General features: G+C 55.2%; 16 protein-coding genes. 7 read left to right on the top strand and 9 right to left on the bottom strand.

What is annotated here, in order from left to right; translation table 11 throughout:
- Nucleotides 1-67: 67 nt before the first annotated feature.
- The 4 genes from PG871_RS09445 (at nucleotide 68) to PG871_RS09430 (ending at nucleotide 4,758) form a co-directional block, all read left to right on the top strand.
- The gene (locus PG871_RS09445) at nucleotides 68-1,018 is read left to right on the top strand and encodes a tripartite tricarboxylate transporter substrate-binding protein (RefSeq protein ID WP_270728869.1); all 951 of its coding nucleotides are present in this window, start codon (nucleotides 68-70) and stop codon (nucleotides 1,016-1,018) included.
- A gap of 118 nt (nucleotides 1,019-1,136) precedes the next feature.
- Entirely contained in the window at nucleotides 1,137-1,646 is a 510-nt protein-coding gene (locus PG871_RS09440; RefSeq protein ID WP_270728867.1) for a hypothetical protein, read from the top strand.
- Nucleotides 1,646-3,238, top strand: a complete 1,593-nt coding sequence (locus PG871_RS09435; protein ID WP_270728866.1) for a tripartite tricarboxylate transporter permease — start codon at nucleotides 1,646-1,648, stop codon at nucleotides 3,236-3,238. The genes PG871_RS09440 and PG871_RS09435 overlap by 1 nt, the downstream gene beginning before the upstream one ends.
- Nucleotides 3,235-4,758 (top strand): sulfatase-like hydrolase/transferase, encoded by a 1,524-nt coding sequence (locus PG871_RS09430; RefSeq protein WP_270728864.1) that lies wholly within the window; start codon nucleotides 3,235-3,237, stop codon nucleotides 4,756-4,758. The genes PG871_RS09435 and PG871_RS09430 overlap by 4 nt, the downstream gene beginning before the upstream one ends.
- A 757-nt stretch (nucleotides 4,759-5,515) precedes the next feature.
- Here PG871_RS09430 and PG871_RS09425 read toward each other — a convergent pair.
- The 7 genes from PG871_RS09425 to PG871_RS09395 form a co-directional block, all read right to left on the bottom strand.
- Nucleotides 5,516-6,898: an FGGY-family carbohydrate kinase gene (locus PG871_RS09425; RefSeq protein WP_270728863.1), complete on the bottom strand. Its 1,383-nt coding sequence runs from the start codon at nucleotides 6,896-6,898 to the stop codon at nucleotides 5,516-5,518.
- Complete coding sequence (gene rhaM, locus PG871_RS09420) at nucleotides 6,895-7,209, bottom strand: L-rhamnose mutarotase (protein ID WP_270728861.1); 315 nt, start codon at nucleotides 7,207-7,209, stop codon at nucleotides 6,895-6,897. The genes PG871_RS09425 and rhaM overlap by 4 nt, the downstream gene beginning before the upstream one ends.
- 4 nt (nucleotides 7,210-7,213) lie before the next feature.
- Nucleotides 7,214-8,215, bottom strand: a complete 1,002-nt coding sequence (locus tag PG871_RS09415; RefSeq protein ID WP_270728860.1) for an ABC transporter permease — start codon at nucleotides 8,213-8,215, stop codon at nucleotides 7,214-7,216.
- Nucleotides 8,212-9,189 (bottom strand): ABC transporter permease, encoded by a 978-nt coding sequence (locus PG871_RS09410; protein ID WP_270728859.1) that lies wholly within the window; start codon nucleotides 9,187-9,189, stop codon nucleotides 8,212-8,214. The genes PG871_RS09415 and PG871_RS09410 overlap by 4 nt, the downstream gene beginning before the upstream one ends.
- Nucleotides 9,186-10,730 carry a sugar ABC transporter ATP-binding protein gene (locus PG871_RS09405; protein ID WP_270728858.1) on the bottom strand — a complete coding sequence of 515 codons (1,545 nt, stop codon included), beginning with the start codon at nucleotides 10,728-10,730 and terminating at the stop codon, nucleotides 9,186-9,188. Before PG871_RS09405 ends, PG871_RS09410 begins: the two co-directional genes overlap by 4 nt.
- Nucleotides 10,731-10,825: 95 nt before the next feature.
- Nucleotides 10,826-11,815 (bottom strand): rhamnose ABC transporter substrate-binding protein, encoded by a 990-nt coding sequence (gene rhaS / locus PG871_RS09400; RefSeq protein ID WP_270728856.1) that lies wholly within the window; start codon nucleotides 11,813-11,815, stop codon nucleotides 10,826-10,828.
- Nucleotides 11,816-11,870: 55 nt separating this feature from the next.
- Nucleotides 11,871-12,671, bottom strand: a complete 801-nt coding sequence (locus tag PG871_RS09395) for a DeoR/GlpR family DNA-binding transcription regulator (RefSeq protein ID WP_164646914.1) — start codon at nucleotides 12,669-12,671, stop codon at nucleotides 11,871-11,873.
- Nucleotides 12,672-12,859: 188 nt separating this feature from the next.
- On the opposite strand from PG871_RS09395, the gene PG871_RS09390 reads away from it, so the two are divergent.
- On the top strand, nucleotides 12,860-14,956 hold the full coding sequence (locus tag PG871_RS09390) for a bifunctional rhamnulose-1-phosphate aldolase/short-chain dehydrogenase (RefSeq protein WP_270728855.1): 2,097 nt from the start codon (nucleotides 12,860-12,862) through the stop codon (nucleotides 14,954-14,956).
- A gap of 56 nt (nucleotides 14,957-15,012) precedes the next feature.
- Entirely contained in the window at nucleotides 15,013-16,287 is a 1,275-nt protein-coding gene (gene rhaI / locus PG871_RS09385) for an L-rhamnose catabolism isomerase (RefSeq protein WP_270728854.1), read from the top strand.
- A gap of 186 nt (nucleotides 16,288-16,473) precedes the next feature.
- Here the strand turns inward: rhaI and PG871_RS09380 are convergent, their stop codons facing one another.
- Nucleotides 16,474-17,004: a cytochrome b gene (locus PG871_RS09380; RefSeq protein WP_270728851.1), complete on the bottom strand. Its 531-nt coding sequence runs from the start codon at nucleotides 17,002-17,004 to the stop codon at nucleotides 16,474-16,476.
- 116 nt (nucleotides 17,005-17,120) lie between these two features.
- Here PG871_RS09380 and PG871_RS09375 point away from each other — a divergent pair, with 116 nt between their 5' ends.
- A complete protein-coding gene (locus PG871_RS09375; RefSeq protein ID WP_270728850.1) occupies nucleotides 17,121-18,002 on the top strand; it encodes a LysR family transcriptional regulator in 882 nt (293 codons plus the stop codon).
- Nucleotides 18,003-18,004: 2 nt separating this feature from the next.
- Here the strand turns inward: PG871_RS09375 and PG871_RS09370 are convergent, their stop codons facing one another.
- Nucleotides 18,005-18,769, bottom strand: a complete 765-nt coding sequence (locus tag PG871_RS09370) for a tyrosine-type recombinase/integrase (protein ID WP_270728848.1) — start codon at nucleotides 18,767-18,769, stop codon at nucleotides 18,005-18,007.
- Between the last annotated feature and the right edge of the window lie 79 nt (nucleotides 18,770-18,848).

The raw sequence follows: 18,848 nt of genomic DNA, 5'->3' as shown, positions 1-18,848 counted from the left end.
GGACAACTAATTTGTTGACGGGACAACTATCCTGTGGCTTCCTAAAGGAGAAATCTGGGAGGATTCTATGAAAAAGTTGTTTGTAGCCGCCGCTGCGGCCGTCTCTATCGCGGTATCTGCCGTGTCAGTTCAAGCGCAGGATTGGACGCCGCCTGGCCCAATCAAGCTGATGATTGCCTTTGCGGCAGGCGGTGGTGCCGATACTCAGGCCCGCTTGATCGCCGCTGAACTTGAGAACCGGTTAGGATGGGAATTCATTCCCGAACAGGTAACTGGAAAGGGCGGTGTGAACCTCTTGTTGGAAATGAAAGACGAGGCCAACGATGGCACAGTGATTGGCATGGTTGTCATGGAGTCGCTGGGCTACAACCTTTATACAGCCGACGTTGGACTGTCGCCTGAAGACTTCACCCCGATTACCACCACAGCCAGTGCGCAGATGGGAATTATCGCCGGTGCTGGAACGGGCTGGGGATCATTTGATGAAATGATCCAAGCTGGCAAAGCCGGCGAGGACATTCGCTTTGGCGTGATGAGCCAGCGTTTGGGCGAGCTTGCCTATCTGCTAGGAAAAGCGCAGGGCGTAGATTTCAACATCATTTCGGTTCAGGGCGGGCGGGCCGTGCTGAACGGCGTGACAGCCGGAGATATGGACGTTGGTTTCATGGCCGGCATTCAAGGTCCAGGTGTTGCAGCAGGTGATCTGACGATCCTTGCGTCTGCGATGTCAAAACCATTGAACCAAGACCCTAATGCGCCGCTCCTAAAGGACTTGGGCGTCGATTTTGATGGTGATGCAATCTTTATGTTTGCTGGGCCAGATGGCATGCCCGATGAAGCCCGCAATGCAATTGCTGCCGCGATTTCCGAGGTGACTTCGGATCCCTCTACCGAAGTCGGCGCACTTATCGAACGAGCTTTCGGCGGGTCTATGAACTTGCAAGGGGCCGACCTTGACGAGGTTGTCATGCGCAACTTCAACGACTCTCCGGTCCTGATCGAAGCAGCATCTCAGTAATAACAACGTTGCACGGGCGTCCTGAAAAGGGACGCCCGTCGTGCATTCAGAGGAATCTCACGTGCCCGAGAAGTCGCGATCTAACCTTTACGTCGGACTATTTTGCGTCGCGGTCGCGTTGGTGCTGATCTTTATATGGATCCCCTTGGACACAAAAACCGGGATCGTCGAGCGCGCGCGAGGCAAATTCGTCATCGGGGACGCATTGGCTCCTACCGTCGCTGCAGGATTTGTTCTTTTAGGCGGGCTATTGTTACTGGTTTTCGAACGCAATGCTGAAGATCAGCCGGCCTTGGGCCCAAGCAAGATCAAATTCGTCGCCAGCGTGGTAGCGGTGATTGGTGTCGGCTTTGCAATCATGCGGTTTGCGGGGCCCGCCGCCGTTGAAGTCGCCAACCTGTTTCGTGAAGACCCGCTGGAGTATCGCCTGTTGCGCGCTACGCCAGTGTGGAAGCACATCGGTTATGTTATGGGCGGCACGATCATGGTCAGCGGGATTATCGCCATCGTTGAGCGAAAGATGTCCCGCCGTGCCGTGCTGACAGGAATTGCCGCGGTCGTCGTGTTGATCGCCGTTTTTGATCTACCTTTCGACGACTTGTTGCTCCCACCCAACGGTGACGTTTGATGGACATTCTTGATTACATCTGGCTTGGCATCCAGGCTGTCTTTATGGGTCCGGAAGCCTTTAGCTTTTTGGGGGTTTCTGTATCGGTCACGATCATGATGGTTCTCGCCGGGTTCCTCTTCGGGATTGTTGTCGGCGCAACGCCGGGACTCGCCGGGCCATTTGCGATGGCGATTTCCTTGCCCATCCTGATCTCGATTTTCGGATACACACCCGACGCTCTGCTGCCGGTGATGGGTTTCCTGATCGGCATTATGAAGGGGGCCACGATTGGCGGTGCGGTTCCCGCCATTTTGTTCAACACCCCCGGCACACCTGATGCATTCATGACCACCCTGGACGGCTATCCGATGGCCCAGAAGGGTCAGGCGAAAAAGGCTCTGCGTATCGCGCATTTTTCCTCGGCGTCTGGCGACACGTTCTCCGACATTGTCCTTTTTGTCTGTGCGCCCTTCCTTGCAATCATAGTTGAGGCCTACTTGGATCTTCCGGAAAAGACAGGGCTTCTGATCCTCTCACTAAGCTTCATCGCGGCCGTCATTGGCGGGTCGGCCGGCAAAGGCCTGATCTCTATCGGCCTCGGGCTTTTGGCGGTCTATGTCGGCACGGGCGAGGACTTCTATCCGCGCATGTCTATGGGTGCAGAAGGCCTGTCGCGTGGGTTTCCGATCACCACCGCGGTGCTCGGCGTGTTGATTGTCGGGGCGGTTTTCAAGGAGCTGGAAGAGATTTGGCGCAGCACCGGAAGTGCAAAACCTGTCCATGCGCCCGCCGAAACCGGCGATCAAAAGCTTCACTGGGCGGACATCAAGAACTTGTTTCCGACCATCTTCCGCTCCGCGGCAATTGGGACAAGCATCGGTGCACTACCTGGGGTTGGGTCAACGCTGGCAGCGACCCTCGGATACACGGTCGGGCGAGCAAGGCACCAGAAGTCGAAATCCGATGATGCGCCGGATTTTGGAGATGGTGCGCCCGAAGGCGTCGCCGCGACCGAGGCCGCAAATAGCGCGGTCTCCGGCGCAAACCTGATCCCGGTGTTGTCTCTCGGCATTCCGGGAAATGCAGCGGCCGTATTCCTTATCCTTGCCGCTGAATCTATCGGCGGGTTTAACCCTGGCCCGGCCGTCTTCCGTTTTTCGCCCGACGTGGTGAACCCCGAATTGGTCATCGCATTCGGGATTTTCACATGCATGACCATCGCCAATGTCATTAACTGGACAATCGGCGGCGTGTTCATGCGGTCTATGGGGTTCATGATCAACATCCCTAAAACGCTTTTGCTCCCTGCCGTCCTGTTGCTGACCCTCACCGCGATCTATGTGCAGGAAACCCGTCTCGAAGCGATCTGGTTCGCGCTTGGTTTCGGCGTCCTCGGCTACATCATGCGTGTGCTGACCATCTCTCCGCTGCCCTTTGTGATTGCTTTCATTCTCGGGCGCAGCCTTGAGCAAACTGCTCGACAAGCCTATTCGGCCACAGGCAACGATCCATTCTTTTTATTCAACAGCCCTATCGCTTTGATTTTCATCCTCATGTCCGTCGCGGTCATCATCTTCTCGGGACGCAAATCCAAGGGAGCAGCAGCTTGAGCAGACCAAACATCCTCCTCATATCATCCGACCAGCATCGCGCCGATTTCATGGGGTTCAAAGGGCGCAACATCAAGACACCGCACCTTGACCAAATGGCGGCTGATGGAACGGTCTTTGATGCCTGTATCACCCCTTCGGTTGTCTGCCAGCCCGCACGTGCGTCGATCCTGACCGGCCAGCTCTGCCGCACGCATGGGGTGCATGACAACGGGATCGATTTGCCACCCGAGATTGGCGAAAAAGGCTTTGCGGGCTCCATGGCGACGGCGGGCTATCAAACCAGCTACTTTGGCAAGGCACATTTCTCGACCTATCACACCTATGAACCCACAGGTTCACCAGAATGCCTGCGCTCATCCGCCAATTATAGTGAGGATTGGTTCGGCCCCTACATGGGCTTTGATCATGTTGAGCTCATGTTGGTTGGGCACAACTGGTGGGCCCCCGAAAAACCACCCGCAGGCCAGCACTACGAACGCTTTTATCACATGGACGGTAAGGGGGACGAGCGCACCAAGCTGATGTGGGAGAATGCAGGCGACACCAAGGGCGCCGCACAGGTCTGGCATTCCAAACTCCCCGTTGCCTACCATAATACTCCGTGGACGACAGACCGTGCAATTGAGTGGCTACGGCACGGACGGGACGCGGAAAAACCATTCTGCACATGGGTCAGCTTTCCCGATCCACACCACCCCTTTGATTGCCCCGAACCGTGGTCGCGGTTGCATGATCCTGCGGAGGTCGACCTACCAGAGAACCGAACGCGGTCATATGAGGGCAAACCTTGGTGGCATGAAGCCGCGATGGAGGGCGAGCCAGCGGACCCGAAATTTGCCGACATTCGCAAAGCGTATAGCCGGATTCCTCCCCAAACCGACGAGCAACTGCGCGAGATTATCGCCAATACCTATGGCCAGATCGCGTTCATCGACCACCAGATCGGACGGATCATGAACACTTTGATGGAGGAAGGGCTCGATGAAGACACCATCGTCATCTACATTTCTGACCACGGCGACTGGATGGGGGATCATGGGCTGATCCTAAAGGGGCCCATGCACTACGAAGGGCTGTTGAAAGTCCCTATGATCGTCAAAGGACCCGGTGTCCCGGCTGGCAAAGTTGTAGATGAGCCCGTCTCGACCCTCGATTTGGGTCCCACCTTCTTTGACTATGGTTCTGCTGACCCACAAATAACCCAGCACGGCGAAAGCTTGCGGCCGCTTATTGAAGGGGACGCAACCCGCGACTTTGCGCGCAACGAATGGGGCCTATTGCCCGGGCGTGTTGGCGTGGCTTTGGAGTTGCGCACTGTGCGCACTAGAACCCATAAATTGACGATGGACCTGATTTCAGGAGCCGGCGAAATGTACGATCTTGAAGCGGACCCAGACGAAATGGTGAACCTGTTTGATTCGCCAGAGTCCGCAGAAACCCGAGCGCTTTTGCAGGGCTACATTGAGAGCCGTCCAACGGATATTCTCCCGGACCAAACGCCGGTCGGCACCGCGTGACCAGTCGAGCATTCGACCAAATTTTCGAACTCGCGATGAGACTTCTCGTAAACCCATATATCATATAGGAAAAAGGATGCTTGGCGACCAATAGAATTGTTCATGATTGGCTTTCTCACAGCTTCTCGTACTCATCCGAAAAACCGGCAATAGAACCCCAAAAACCACTTTTCCATGCAAAGTGTTACAGTTTCTTTCCAGCTCTGATTGCAATATGGTACGGGTGAAGGGACTCGCTCCCCCACGCCTCGGGGCGCCAGAACCTAAATCACATGATGTAGACATTAAAACAATCACTTAGCTTCCTGAGTTCACGGGACATATAGGAAACAAAGAGTGAAAGCGTGAAACACTTATTCCAGCCCCCTTGGCTTGGATCAGGGATCGCAGTTCGGTTTTCGTGACTTGGATCTATGGGCCTTTAGACCGGGCATCGTTATAGGCTTCGTCCGTCCGGCAAAGCTATCCGCCCGCCCCCGAAACGATCCGTCTTGTCCCCGAAAAACTCGGGCGCATCGATATCAATCATAACGGAGAGTTGGCAGGTTTGGTGACTTGGCAGCTCAAAAACCAATGGCACCCGAAATTGGCCTGTTCGACAACAATGGTTGCGGGAGCTTGTTGCCACCGAATTTTAATCACCGGCCATCCGCCAGTATGGGCGGAACCCGGGCATTCGCTGCAGATTGATCAGAAGTCTGCTTTGCAGAATACTGTCACCCAGATTCACTAAAGTCATAGGTGTTTAAGCTGCCTATCACCCTTGCGTTACCATACTGAACCATTGCTGCGCGTATCTGGAAAGGTGCTGATCGCGTGGTTTTTCAGCTGCAAAGTCACTGCCAGATTTCGCCGGCTTTTCAATCAGCATTGCGGCGCCAACACTGGTTCCGGTCTGTGATAACGCCGCTTCAACGTGCCCCTCGCGGAGCGAATTGAGCATGCCCAAGTAGTCTGAGTTTCTGGCAAATGGGCCTTCGACAATGGTCCTTCGTCCGCCACCAGTTAGGTCAAGGCAACACTCAGTCATCAATGCAAGGTAAAGGGAGAGCGCGTAGATGCGTTGACCATCCGTATCGGGCGGGACAGTCCATTGCATCTTCTGCCCAGGAAATGGTCCGCTTTCCGTTACCACAGACGGCAGCAACATTACCTTCTTCCTAATCACTTGCTGGCGATCTTCATACGTGGGGATCGCGTCTGAGCCGTTCCGTATGATTTCATACTCGCGCCCGCCCATGAACCGGGCGGATGGCACTGGTTCACCTAATGCATTCACATTGATCAGAGTGTCTCGCTTGGCATCCTGTTGCGGTGCTTGGTTACCGCCCAAGGTCATGCACACCACCCAAGTTCCCGTTGAAACAACCGAGATCGACTGGGAACTGTGATCGAGATAGGGAACCAATGAGGCGTTGCTGTCATGAATACCGCAAACGACCGGTGTATCAGGCGAAAGGCCCGTAATCTGGCTGACGGTTTTGTCCAAATCTCCCAGAATGTCAGAGGACTGCCGTGCCGGAGCAAGTTTCTGCGATATGCCCATCCGTGCGGCCAGAGACGATGGCTTCCCTTCCCATGGGTTCCAAAGATCAGTGTGGCATCCAAGGGATGTCACATCGCAGGCCAGTTTTCCGGTCAGCCGATAGCCCCAATATTGCGGGTAGGTGATGATGTGTTGGGTGCGGTCCAAAAGCGTAGGGTCGGTGTCAAAAAGCCAATGCAACTGCGCTCCGACATTGAGGCCGCCGGGCAGTCGAGGTGACCCGGTTTCCGAGAAATTCGGTCGCAGTTGATCGTAGGCTTCGGCCAAGTCGTCGGGGCCGAGAAACTCATAATCCAACATTGGACACGCCAGCGCGCCATCCTGTTCCAGTAGAACAACGGAGGCGCCATGCGTGGTCACAGAAATCGCGTCAACTCCATGTTGAGTATGAAACGCAGCAAGGTTTTCAAGAAAGAACGCCCAATGTCCATCCAGATCAAAATGCGGATAAGGCGGGCCCGCAAGAACTGTGTTGGGGCGGGTCACCACGGCCAACTCAGTCATAGTCGCGCTGTCGACCAACGCGAGCTTTGCGTTGGTCTTGCCAACATCGAGCACGGCAATGTGGCGTGGGGTCTTGCGCGAAGTGGTCATGGCATGTGGAACACTTGTTGGAGATCAACCGCAACGGGGCTGGTGTCCGGATGTGTGTCCATAAGATCGGCCATATACGCCCACCAGCGCTTCATCACCGGGTGATCTGCCAAGGCGTCCATCGTGTGGTCGTTGCGTCGCCACAATACGCCAAACAGCTGGCTGGTTTCTGCATGAAAGTGAATGGAGTAGTCCTCTACGCCAGCTTCCTTCAGAAGCGCTACAAGTTCAGGCCAGATTTCATCGTGACGTTTGCGGTATTCTTCCAGCTTGCCGGGGTGAAGCGTCATACAAAAAGCGTGCTTTTCCATCAGATCAACCCGCATTCTTGCGCCACATGGTCCAGAGTCTCGGCAGCGCAATGACCCCGATGAGCAAGAGGCCAATGAAGATCGACATCACAATGCCAGGCACATTGAGCAAACCAAGGCCAAACGTCACCAGCCCCATGACAAAGGCGGCGATGACCACCCCGGGAATGGAGCCTGAGCCGCCAAGGATATTGACGCCGCCCAAGACAACCATGGTGACCACCTCAAGCTCCATGCCCGAGGCAATCGAAGGTCGTGTGGATCCGAGCCTCGAAGTTAGACAGATGGCCGCCAAGCCGGACATCAAGCCCGTCAGCAAAAACAAGGTCATCTTGACGCGATCAACGCGCACGCCGGAAAACAGCGCACCGGTGGCGTTGTTACCTGTGGCATATACCATTCGGCCAAAGTTGGTTTTGTGCAGAACCACACCAAAGATCACCGCCAACAAAGCAAAGATGACAAATTCAACGGAGATCACCCAGAAAACATAGCCTTGCCCGAACCACGAAAATGAGCTGGGATAGCCACGAAACGCACCATCCCCGAGGATAATGTAACTGATGCCTCGAAACAGGCTCATGGTACCGATGGTAACGACGATTGACGGCAATCCCAGTTTGGTCACAAGCGCACCATTGAACGCGCCGCAAAGCACACCCGTGGTGAGGCCGACCAAGACTAACATTGGGGTGCCAGCGCCCATTTCCATGGCGACGCCCATGGCGGTTGAAGCCAAGGCAATTATGGCCGCCACTGACAGGTCAATTTCGCCGGAGATGATCAGCAAAGCCATCGCAAAGGCGATCATTGCTTTCTCCGTGAAATTGAAGGTGGCATCGGACAAGTTCCACGCATTGAGGAAGTAAGGCGAGGCCAGCGAGTTCACGATAAATATTGCAATTGCGACCGCCAACAAGAGGCTTTCCCAGCTGACCAGCTTGTCCTGCAACGGGGACCGCAGCCGGTCTGGAATGCGGCGAGGGGCGGTATCGGTCAAACTCATTGTGCATGCTCCGCAGATTTCAGAATGACGCGCCCCTTGGAGCGTCCGGATTGGGCGTTGAACGCGACCGCAATGATGATCGCCGCGCCGGATATTGCGAGCTGCCAGAATGGCGAGATGTCGACCACAGGCAGCGCGTTTTTGACAACGCCAAGAAACAGTGCGCCCAGAAGCGTTCCGACGACAGTGCCGGCTCCGCCAGCAATGGACACGCCGCCAATCACACAGGCCGCCACCACATCAAGCTCAAATCCTCCCGCGATGTCGACATAGGCCACGGAATATCGAGCCACCCAAAGATAGCCTGTCAAACCCGCCAGCATGCCGGAGATCACAAAAGCCGCGAATTGCGTCTTACCTACGTCGATGCCAGTATAGACTGCTGCATGAGGATTGCCGCCAACGGCGTATATGGACCGTCCCAAAGTAGTGCGTGCCATGACCACAAGCATCACAATAGACACCAGAACCGCGATCCACCCAAGGACTGGCATGCCCAATACGTCCGCCCGCGGAAACCCCGTGAACTGCGGGCTCATTTCATGCGCGTTGATCCATTTGCCTTCGGTCAGCAAGAAGATGATGCCGCGAAAAATGGTCATTGTGCCAAGGGTGACCACAATCGGGGGAATACTGAGTTTCCAAACCAAGATGCCATTGATCGCCCCCAACATCGCGCCCATTGCCAGCGAGACCGCCAGAATGACCGCAACGGGAAGATCGGGGGCCGCCACGTTGATCATTGCGCAAACCATGCCTGTTAGCGCCAAATTCGCTGCCACCGACAGATCGATACAGCGGGTCAGGATCACCGCCATCTGGCCCATCGCAAGGATCATCAGGGGGGATGTGTCTGTGAATACAGCGACAAGATTGCCGGGCGCGACAAATGCGGGAAACCGCGTCGCCACAACAAAGAGTAGACAAAGAATGGCGCCAAAGAGGATTGCCTCACGGGACTTAAGATGGCTCATGCTGCGTCTCCTTGTGCCTGAATGCCTACGGCGTGGCGCACCAATGTTTCAGGGCTTAGATCGTCGCCTTGAAGTTCGACAGCCATGCGACCTTCACGCATGACAATCACCCGATCTGACATACCGAGAATTTCGGGGATTTCAGAGCTGACCATAATTACTGACAGCCCCTGTGCTGCCAGTTCGGACATAAAGTCGTGCACCGCCGCCTTGGAACCAATGTCGATGCCTTTGGTTGGCTCATCGAGGATGATCACCCGCGGCTGGGTCGCGAGCCATTTGGCAATCACCACTTTCTGTTGGTTCCCGCCGGATAGAGCGCCCACGTTTGTGTCCAACGACGCCGCCCGTAGATCCAGTCGTTCTGTATACTCACGCGCCAGCGCAAATTCTTCGGCCAACCGGATGAACCCATCTCGCGATGTTTTGTGCAAAGAAGGCAAGGTTACGTTCTGAAAAATCGGCATGTCCAGAATGGCACCCTGTTTGCCGCGATCTTCGGGTACATAGACAATGCCGGCTTTGATGGCGTCGGCAGGGGAGCGGATCACACGCACCTTGTCGTCAATCCGCACCGCGCCCTTAGATGGGCGAGTGATGCCGATGAGCGATTGCATAAACTCGGATCGGCCAGCGCCGACAAGCCCGTAGAACCCAAGGATTTCGCCGCGACGAAGTGTGAAGTTTATGTCTTCAAATTCTGTTGGGTGGCTATAGCCAACGACTTTCAAAACCTCATCACCAACCTCCGCGTGGCGTTTCGGAAACAGTTGGTCGACGGCTCGCCCGACCATCATTTGGACCAACTCTGCCTCTTTGACGTCGCTCATTTTGCCCGCGCCTACGAATTGTCCGTCCCGAAACACGGTGTAGCGATCGGCAATTCTGAATATCTCGTCGAACTTGTGGGAAATGAACAGGATCGCCTTGCCCTGTGCCTTCAATGTATCGACCAGCTCATAGAGCTCCTCAATCTCGGTTTGGCTCAGCGCGGCAGTTGGTTCATCCATGATCACCACGCGCGCCTCAACGGATAGTGCGCGGGCGATGGCGACCAAGTGGCGCGATGCGATCCCCAAGTCTTTGAGTTTTACGCCGGCATCAATCGGAGCGCCGATCGAATTTAGAATCTCTGTGGTTTTGGCATGCATCGCCTTGGTGTCGATCAGGCCAAACCGGTTTTTGGGCGCGTGCCCGATATAAACATTTTCCGCAACGGTCAGTTCATCAAAAAGCACGGTTTCCTGATGAATGGCCGTGACCCCGGCATCTGCGGCATTCTGCGGGGTTGGGAATTGCACAGGCTGCCCATCGAGCATAATCCGGCCGCCATCGGGCTGATAGATACCGGTCAGCGTTTTAACAACTGTAGACTTTCCGGCTCCGTTTTCGCCAATCAGCGCAGTCACTTCGCCTGCGAATAGATGTAGTTCAACGCCATCCAACGCCTTCACACCTGGAAAAATTTTGGTGATATTGTCCAGAGACAGAACCGGAGTGATTGCCGGATCAGAACTCTGTTCGCTCGCCTGATAGGTCATTTGCGCATCCCCGCCGCAAGGCCCGCCAAGGGCACATCCTTCGTTTGAAAAAGGGCGACGCAAATGGAACGCCGCCCCTTTTCTCGGGAGTGATATTAGAAGATTTCTTTGAAATCATCGATGTTGCTGGAGTCATAGACAAACGGGTCGGCCATAGCCGCAGCATTTGTGTCGTCCAGCGTGATCGTGCCCATACGGCCAATAGAGATTTCCGCGCCCGGCCCGGCCGTGGCCGCTTCGGTTGCCAACTGATGCGCCAGCATGGTCGCGGAATAGCCCAAATCAATTGGGTTCCAGATCGCGAAGGACTTGGACGCACCGCTTTCAATGGCACCAGCCATTTCAGATGGCAGGCCCAGACCTGTCACGTTGACCTGGCCAATTTTCCCCGCATCCGCAACAGCTTGCGCTGCGGCCACGATACCAACAGACGTCGGCGCAATGATTGCGTCCAATTCGGGGTGGGACTGCATCAGGCCAGTTGCTTCACGGTAGGACTTGTCCGCAAGGTCGTCGCCATACACTGTGGAAACAACTTCGATTCCAGCGTAGTTCCCCATCACTTTGTTCATTTCTTCGATCCAGATATTCTGGTTCGTCGACGTGGTGGTTGCTGACAGAACTGCGACTTCGCCACCGTCCGGCAGGTGATCTGCGGCAAGTTTGATGATCATGTTGCCGATCAACGCATTGGATGATGGGTTCAAATGCGCCTGACGGCCATCTTCGGCCACGCCAGAGTCCCAAGACACAACTGTGATGCCGCGTTGCATTGCTTTCTTAAGGGTCGGCACAAGCGCGTCAGTGTCATTGGCGGACACGGCAATGGCATCCACTTTTTGAGCGATAAGCGAGTTGATCACCTCGATCTGGCCTTCGGCGGTGGTGTCCGTTGGGCCAGTGTAGATGATTTCAACACCACCGATTTCCTTGGCAGCTTCTTCTGCGCCCTCTGCGGCGGCTTCAAAGAAGCCGATGCCAAGTGCTTTCACAACCAACGCGATCCGCATGTCGTCTGCGGCCGCAGGTCCGGCGAACAAGCCCGCAGCTACCGCCACGGATGTCATGAGTTTGGTAAATTTCATTGGGTTTCCTCCCTGGTTCCCCTAAATTTACGGCTCGCCGTCCCCTCGCGGAGTACTACGACACCGCCTCCTCCTTCGAAGCGCCAACCGGCACCACAATCAGTTTGATGTCCGCCGATTCCACCATGGCGGCAGAGCGGTCACTGATCCCGTCGTCGGTGATCAGAACATCGATGTCTTTGAGCGGGCACAGCACGAGGCTGGAACGCTCTTCGAATTTCCCGGAATCGACCAGCAGGACCAGCTCGTCGGCCTGTCCAATCAGTTTTTGCTCGGCCTGAATGATCAACGGATCCGCTTCCATCACTCCCAGCGGGCCAACACCCTGCGCGCCCATAAACATCCGTCGCGCGTAGAAGTTACGCGTCACATCGTTGTCAAATGGCGACAACACAATGTTTTGCTCGCGATAGATCACGCCACCAGACATCAGAACTGTATTTTTGGAGTTCTTCAGAAGGTGCTCAGCAATCGGAAACGAGTTGGTGAAAACCTGACACCGGCGTGTCGCAAGTGGGTGCACCATTTGAAAGGTTGTGGTGCCGCCGTTGATGATAATCGGCTCCCCCTCCTCACAAAGCTCTACTGCTTTGCGTGCAATTGCTTGCTTTTGCGCGATGTTGATTGCTTCGTTGACTGCAAATGGCCGGCCAGCGAGGCCGGGCAGTTGATTTGGGTGCAGTGCCTCAACACCGCCGCGAACGCGGCGCAGTTTCTTGGCTTCGTGCAATGCGGAAATATCCCGGCGAATAGTCGCCTCGGACGCACCAGTCATACTACACAGGTCCAAAACCGTCACCACCGGACGGTCCTGTACTGCGGACAGTATGATCCTATTGCGTTCCTTTTCGTGCATTACTTTCCTCCCGTTGACAGTGACGATGCCGCAGACATCCAATCATTGTCAATCACTAATTGTCATTTTTCTTCATTTAACACTCAAATCTGATCATTTATGATTGTTTGTGATTGACATTCTGTCGCAACCCGCTCAACCTCTGATCAAATCTGATTGAACTATCTGTGGATCGGGAGGAGATCACAATGACAACCGAAGCAAACCGGCTTGTTTCTCAATGGGACGAGGCCAAGGCGGCCAGCATGAGCGAGCCTGAGAAACTTCTGTATCGCTCCAATTTGCTTGGGTCTGACAAGCGCGTCACCAATTATGGCGGCGGCAACACCTCCGCCAAAGTGTTCCAAGCTGATCCTCTTTCCGGCGATGACGCCGAGGTTCTGTGGGTCAAAGGCTCAGGTGGTGACGTCGGCTCCATTAAGATGGACGGGTTCTCGACGCTCTACATGGACAAATTGCGCGCACTGAAAGGCAAGTATCGCGGCGTTGCGTTCGAAGATGAGATGGTCGGCTACCTCCCCCACTGCACTTTCAACCTGAACCCGCGCGCGGCCTCAATCGACACGCCACTGCATGCCTATGTTCCGAAAGCGCATGTTGACCACATGCACCCAGATGCAATCATCGCCATTGCCGCGTCCGAAGACAGCAAGGCCATGACGCAAGAGATATTTGGCGACGACATTGGTTGGCTGCCGTGGAAAAAACCGGGCTATGAGCTGGGCCTGTGGCTGGAGAAGTTCTGTCTCGACAACCCGGACGCCAAAGGCGTGGTTCTGGAATCACACGGCCTCTTCACATGGGATGACGACGCCAAAACATGTTATGAGCTGACGTTGGACATCATCAACAAGGCCATCTCCTATTTTGACGCCAAAACAGCAGGCGTGCCCGCCTTTGGTGGGGCCATCCACGAAAGCCTTGGGTCCACGGAGCGTCGTGACATTGCGGCCAAACTTATGCCCGCTATTCGCGGATTTGTGTCCGGTCAGCAGCCCATGGTCGGCAACTTCGTCGACTCAGACACCGTTCTGGAATTCGTGAATGCCAAAGATATGCCCGCACTCGCGGCCTTGGGCACCTCATGTCCGGACCATTTCCTGCGCACAAAAATCTGCCCTCTGGTGGTAAATTTTGATCCAGACAAAAACAACATCGACGCGGTGTTGAAGGGCTTGGAGGCGCAGATCGCCACCTATCGCGAAGGCTATGCCGCCTACTACGAGCGTTGCAAACATGAGGACAGCCCCGCTCTGCGCGATCCAAACGCCGTGGTCTATCTCATTCCCGGTGTCGGCATGATCACCTTTGCCAAAGACCGTGCCACGGCGCGAATCTCAGGCGAATTCTACGTCAACGCGATCAATGTGATGCGCGGCGCCGCAGCAGTTTCTAAATATTGCGGCCTGCCCGAACAGGAAGCGTTCGACATTGAATACTGGTTGCTTGAAGAGGCCAAACTTCAACGTATGCCAAAACCCAAAAGCCTTGCCGGTCAGGTTGCTCTTGTCACAGGCGGCGCTGGCGGTATCGGTGCCGCCACAGCGGAGCGCTATCTGTCAGAAGGTGCCTGCGTGATGCTGGCGGACATCAATGAAAAAAGCTTGGCGGCAACTTACGATAATCTGACAAGTCGATATGGCGCGGATGTGGTGCGCACTGTCGTAATGAACGTTACCGATGAGGACGCCGTCGCCGCAGCTTATGCCGATACATCTGTAGAATTTGGAGGCGTGGACATTCTGGTCTCCAATGCCGGCATTGCATCTTCTGCTCCGGTCGAGGACACAACCCTCGATTTGTGGAACAAAAACATGGACATCCTGTCCACGGGTTACTTCCTTGTGTCGCGCGAAGCCTTCAAGGTTATGCGCGTACAGAACATGGGCGGCTCAATCGTTTTTGTAGCCTCCAAAAACGGCTTGGCGGCATCACCCAACGCATCAGCCTATTGCACGGCCAAAGCAAGCGAGATCCATTTGGCGCGGTGCCTCGCACTTGAAGGTGCCGAAGCTGGAATTCGCGTGAATGTTGTGAACCCCGACGCCGTGCTGCGCGGTTCCAAAATCTGGGAAGGCGAATGGCTTGATCAACGGGCCGACACTTATGGGACCGACAAAGAGGGCCTCGAGGAGATGTATCGCAACCGCTCCATGCTCAAACGATCAGTCCTGCCCGAAGACATTGCAGAAGCCGCCTATTTCTTTGCGTCCGACAAATCGGCAAAGTCGACTGGCAACATCATCAACGTCGACGCCGGCAACGTTCAGGCATTTACACGCTAAAACACCAGTCTGTGCCGCCTTGGGGATTAGGCGCGCAGACCCTTCGGGAGGATACTATGTTTGATCTTAAAGTGATCGAGGCCGAGAACACCAAACTTGAGCGTGATCTGGACAAAGACTTTGACAGCCTTGGCGAAAAGCTGGATCGGCGGGGCGTGGACATTCAAGCACTGGTGACCAAAGCGCAAGGTTTTGGCGTCGCTGTTCCCTCCTGGGGCACCGGCACCGGTGGCACCCGTTTTGCCCGCTTTCCCGGCGGCGGTGAGCCCGCCAACATCTTTGATAAACTGGACGACTGCGGTGTTATCCACGCGCTGACAAAAGCGGCGCCGTCTGTCTCACTACACATACCGTGGGACAAGGCCGACCCCGCCGATTTGCGCGCCAAAGCAGATCAACAAGGCCTGTCGTTTGATGCGATGAATTCTAACACGTTTCAGGATCAGGCAGATCAGGCGCATTCCTATAAGTTTGGCTCGATAACGCACACCGATGCGGCCACCCGCGCGCAAGCGGTTGAGCACAATTTGGAATGCATCGAGATCGGGAATGAGATTGGCTCAAAGGCGTTGACGGTCTGGATCGGGGATGGTGCAAACTTCCCAGGCCAAACCCACATGGGACGACAATTTGAGCGCTACCTCAGCTCCATGAAAGATATCTACGCCGGACTGCCGGATGACTGGCGCTTGTTCTCAGAGCACAAGATTTATGAACCTGCCTTCTATTCAACCGTAGTTCAGGATTGGGGCACTTCGCTGTTAACTGCGCGGGAACTTGGCGACAAAGCGATGTGTCTTGTCGATCTGGGCCATCACGCGCCCAACGTGAACATTGAGATGATTGTCTCCCGCCTGATCCATGCGGGTAAACTCGGCGGCTTTCACTTCAACGATAGCAAGTATGGCGACGATGATCTGGACAGCGGAACTATCGATCCCTACCGCCTCTTCCTTGTATGGAACGAACTGGTCGACGCCGAAGGCACGCCGGGTTTGGATTTGGCGCATATGATCGATCAGTCTCACAATGTGACCGACCCGATTGAAAGCCTGATGGTGTCGGCAATGGAAATTCAACGTGCATATATTCAAGCCAGCCTCGTTGATCGCGAAACTTTGGCGGAATATCAGTCCGACAATGATGCTCTCATGGCGTCAGCAACATTGCGCACTGCTTTCCGAACAGATGTGGAGCCAATTCTGGCCAAGGCCCGTCAGCTGTCAGACGGCGCAATTTCTCCGGTGATGGCCTTTCGTGCGTCCGGATATCGCGCGAGCGTGACTGCTCGCCGGCCAACAGCAGATGGAGCGGGCGGTGGTATCGTCTAAAACTGGGCGGGCATGAAAAAGGTTACTCTGATCGCCACTTCTGTGCGGCTCGCACGAGAAGTCGCATTTTGTTTCCCTGTGTTCGGCCAGTTCCTTTACGCCCGCCGAGACCACGGTGGCAGTCTGCAGAGGGAGCAGCCATTCGAATAGACTCCATTCAACGTCCGGTGTGAGCCGGAGTTTCTGTCACAAACGTTTCCCGAACCACATCCGGCGGATCAGGCCGTCACGCAGATAGAACTGGTGATAGGCCCAACCCGCGACATGCATGGCAATCAGGATCATCAGTAATGTCGCGATGACCCTATGCGCCAACCGCGCCGGGAAAACATCGAAATCAGCTGGTAGAGGCGCGCCGGTTTGACCAAAGGCGATTTCAAACAAGCCTGCCGAAATCGCGATGCCAATGCCGCTGGCGACCATGGCAAGGACAAGGACATAGAGGCCGAGATGGGCCGCCTTCGCGCCTGAGTTTAGCATTTCTTTTCCAGCATCCGCCGGGGGCGGATTGTTGGAGAGCAGCCGCATGGTCAATCGAACAAGCATGAACGCTCCGATGACTAGACCCCAGATCATGTGGCCTGTCAGTCCAAATAATTTGGTCGGGTCATCGTTTTCTAATGCAACCAATCCCGGGCCGCCAATGAACAAGGCGACAAGGATCATGGCCGCAACAAGCCAATGTAGACCAACAAGAACGGGATGGTAGCGGTTCATATCTCAACTCCTGAAGGGATCACGCCCGAGCGCGACGGGCCATTTGAGCTTTCTATATCAAGCCACATCTACACCTGATATGAAACAAATTGAACACCATGTTACATGAGAGAAACATGAGAACATTTGACTGGGAACTCCTACCTCACTTTCTTGCTGTAGCGCGCGCAGGAAGCCTACGGGCCGCCGCGCAGCTGATCGGCGCGAATTACGGCACAATCAACCGCAACATCCAGACCCTTGAGGCAAGCTATGGCGTGCGCCTGTTCCACCGCTCCAGACGTGGGTTTACGCTGACCGAGTTTGGTGAGGCACTCTTGCCAAAGGCTGAGGCTGCAGAACGCGAGGTCATCGCGGCCCGCAAGCATGTCGAAGGCTTGGATCGTAGCGAAACCGGCAAAATCCGCTTCTCACTGACCCCCACCTTGGCTTACGACATCGTCGCCCCCATGATCACGCGCTTCAGCGATCGGTATCCGGAGATCGACATCGAACTCCGCTTGACCTCGGACGTTGAGTCGATCCTGAACGATGAAACCGATGTATCTTTGCGGGCCGCCCGTGATGTGACAGATGACGTTGTTGCCCAAAAGGTCCTGCAACTCGATCTGGGCGTATATGCCAGTCAGGAGTATCTCGAACGGGTCGTTCCGCACGCCGGTCTTGATGGCGAAGGCCTGACATGGATTGGATTGCCAACCAGTGGTGCCGCATTTGGTGGAGTGTCGGCTGAGCCATTTCCAAATGCGACCACGCGCCACGAAGTCGCCGACGGCTACATGCGCACGCGCTTGGTGACACTTGGCCTCGGCATGGCCCATATGCCGGTTCTGTTCGAAACGGTATTTCCAAACTTGCGTCGCATGCCCGGAACAACCACCGCGCCAGGCCCATCTCTATGGATTTTGTTGCACTCAGACCTGAGAAAAACGGTCCGCGTTAGACGGTTTGTCGACTTCCTCGCGACAGAGTTGCGATCCCTGCGGAAACAAAGGTGACCTCAAGGTCCTCTTCGGTGAAGCCGCGCCGCAGCACAGGCGATTTCTGTGAATGGCAGCTTTGGGCCGTTAGCGGACATTGCAGTCTTGGTTTTGAGATCCGCATAGAAGTCAGGCACACCCTGCCAGCGCATCGCCATATGGTGTTTGGGCTTTGCCTTTACCTTGGGCAACACCTGAGCATCTTTGATGGCCGTCACTGGGTTCTCACCAGATCGAAACCCTTTTGACTTAGCAACATCCAGCACGATCTTGATACGTTGCGATAAACGTCGAGCCGTCTCGTGTTTTTCAGTCCATATCGGTGACAGGCACATCAACACTTCCGGTTGATCAATACTGTCGATGGGCATGCGGCCAATTTTGGGAAAGGCATAATCCCGCAGAGTGTTGATCCACTGTGCCCCATGTTTGGCATTCTTCCACGTCGGCATGCGATCAATATGGACCTGCTGCGCCACCTCCTCAAAAGTCGGCACCTCTTGGCGGGCATTAAAGCGTGGGTTTAGCCCCTGCTTTGCCATGCGGCGATATTCAAGCGCGCGTTCTCTCGCCTGATTGAGCGTCACAATATCTGCACCACCCAAACCAAAGTCCGTCCTCAGCGGTGCGCCCTTTTTGTTCCTTTGCCCTTTCACCACCACCCGCACGACCCAACGCCGCGCGCCAGACGGGTCCACAACAAGATAGAGACCATTGCCATCCCCGTGACGCCCAGCACCGAGGTTCTCGACCAACTTCTTTGTCAGCTTTCCAGAAAGTGCCATTCAGAATACCACATTTCATACCACCCAAGGAAACGATACGAGCATCATCGAAAGAAATCCAACAGAAAGCTCAGACACC

Source organism: Shimia sp. Alg240-R146 (genome assembly GCF_947331465.1).
Lineage (GTDB): Bacteria > Pseudomonadota > Alphaproteobacteria > Rhodobacterales > Rhodobacteraceae > Shimia.
The sequence above is the reverse complement of the archived record's forward strand: the minus strand, read 5'-3'. Positions and strand labels throughout refer to the sequence as shown.

Bases quoted from the DNA above. Each gene is read 5' to 3' on its own strand.
- PG871_RS09370 (WP_270728848.1), bottom strand. From the start codon at position 18,769: ATGGCACTTTCTGGAAAGCTGACAAAGAAGTTGGTCGAGAACCTCGGT.
- rhaI (WP_270728854.1), top strand. From the start codon at position 15,013: ATGTTTGATCTTAAAGTGATCGAGGCCGAGAACACCAAACTTGAGCGT.
- PG871_RS09390 (WP_270728855.1), top strand. From the start codon at position 12,860: ATGACAACCGAAGCAAACCGGCTTGTTTCTCAATGGGACGAGGCCAAG.
- PG871_RS09380 (WP_270728851.1), bottom strand. From the start codon at position 17,004: ATGAACCGCTACCATCCCGTTCTTGTTGGTCTACATTGGCTTGTTGCG.
- PG871_RS09425 (WP_270728863.1), bottom strand. From the start codon at position 6,898: ATGACCACTTCGCGCAAGACCCCACGCCACATTGCCGTGCTCGATGTT.
- PG871_RS09445 (WP_270728869.1), top strand. From the start codon at position 68: ATGAAAAAGTTGTTTGTAGCCGCCGCTGCGGCCGTCTCTATCGCGGTA.
- rhaS (WP_270728856.1), bottom strand. From the start codon at position 11,815: ATGAAATTTACCAAACTCATGACATCCGTGGCGGTAGCTGCGGGCTTG.
- rhaM (WP_270728861.1), bottom strand. From the start codon at position 7,209: ATGGAAAAGCACGCTTTTTGTATGACGCTTCACCCCGGCAAGCTGGAA.
- PG871_RS09435 (WP_270728866.1), top strand. From the start codon at position 1,646: ATGGACATTCTTGATTACATCTGGCTTGGCATCCAGGCTGTCTTTATG.
- PG871_RS09415 (WP_270728860.1), bottom strand. From the start codon at position 8,215: ATGAGTTTGACCGATACCGCCCCTCGCCGCATTCCAGACCGGCTGCGG.
- PG871_RS09405 (WP_270728858.1), bottom strand. From the start codon at position 10,730: ATGACCTATCAGGCGAGCGAACAGAGTTCTGATCCGGCAATCACTCCG.
- PG871_RS09410 (WP_270728859.1), bottom strand. From the start codon at position 9,189: ATGAGCCATCTTAAGTCCCGTGAGGCAATCCTCTTTGGCGCCATTCTT.
- PG871_RS09395 (WP_164646914.1), bottom strand. From the start codon at position 12,671: ATGCACGAAAAGGAACGCAATAGGATCATACTGTCCGCAGTACAGGAC.
- PG871_RS09375 (WP_270728850.1), top strand. From the start codon at position 17,121: ATGAGAACATTTGACTGGGAACTCCTACCTCACTTTCTTGCTGTAGCG.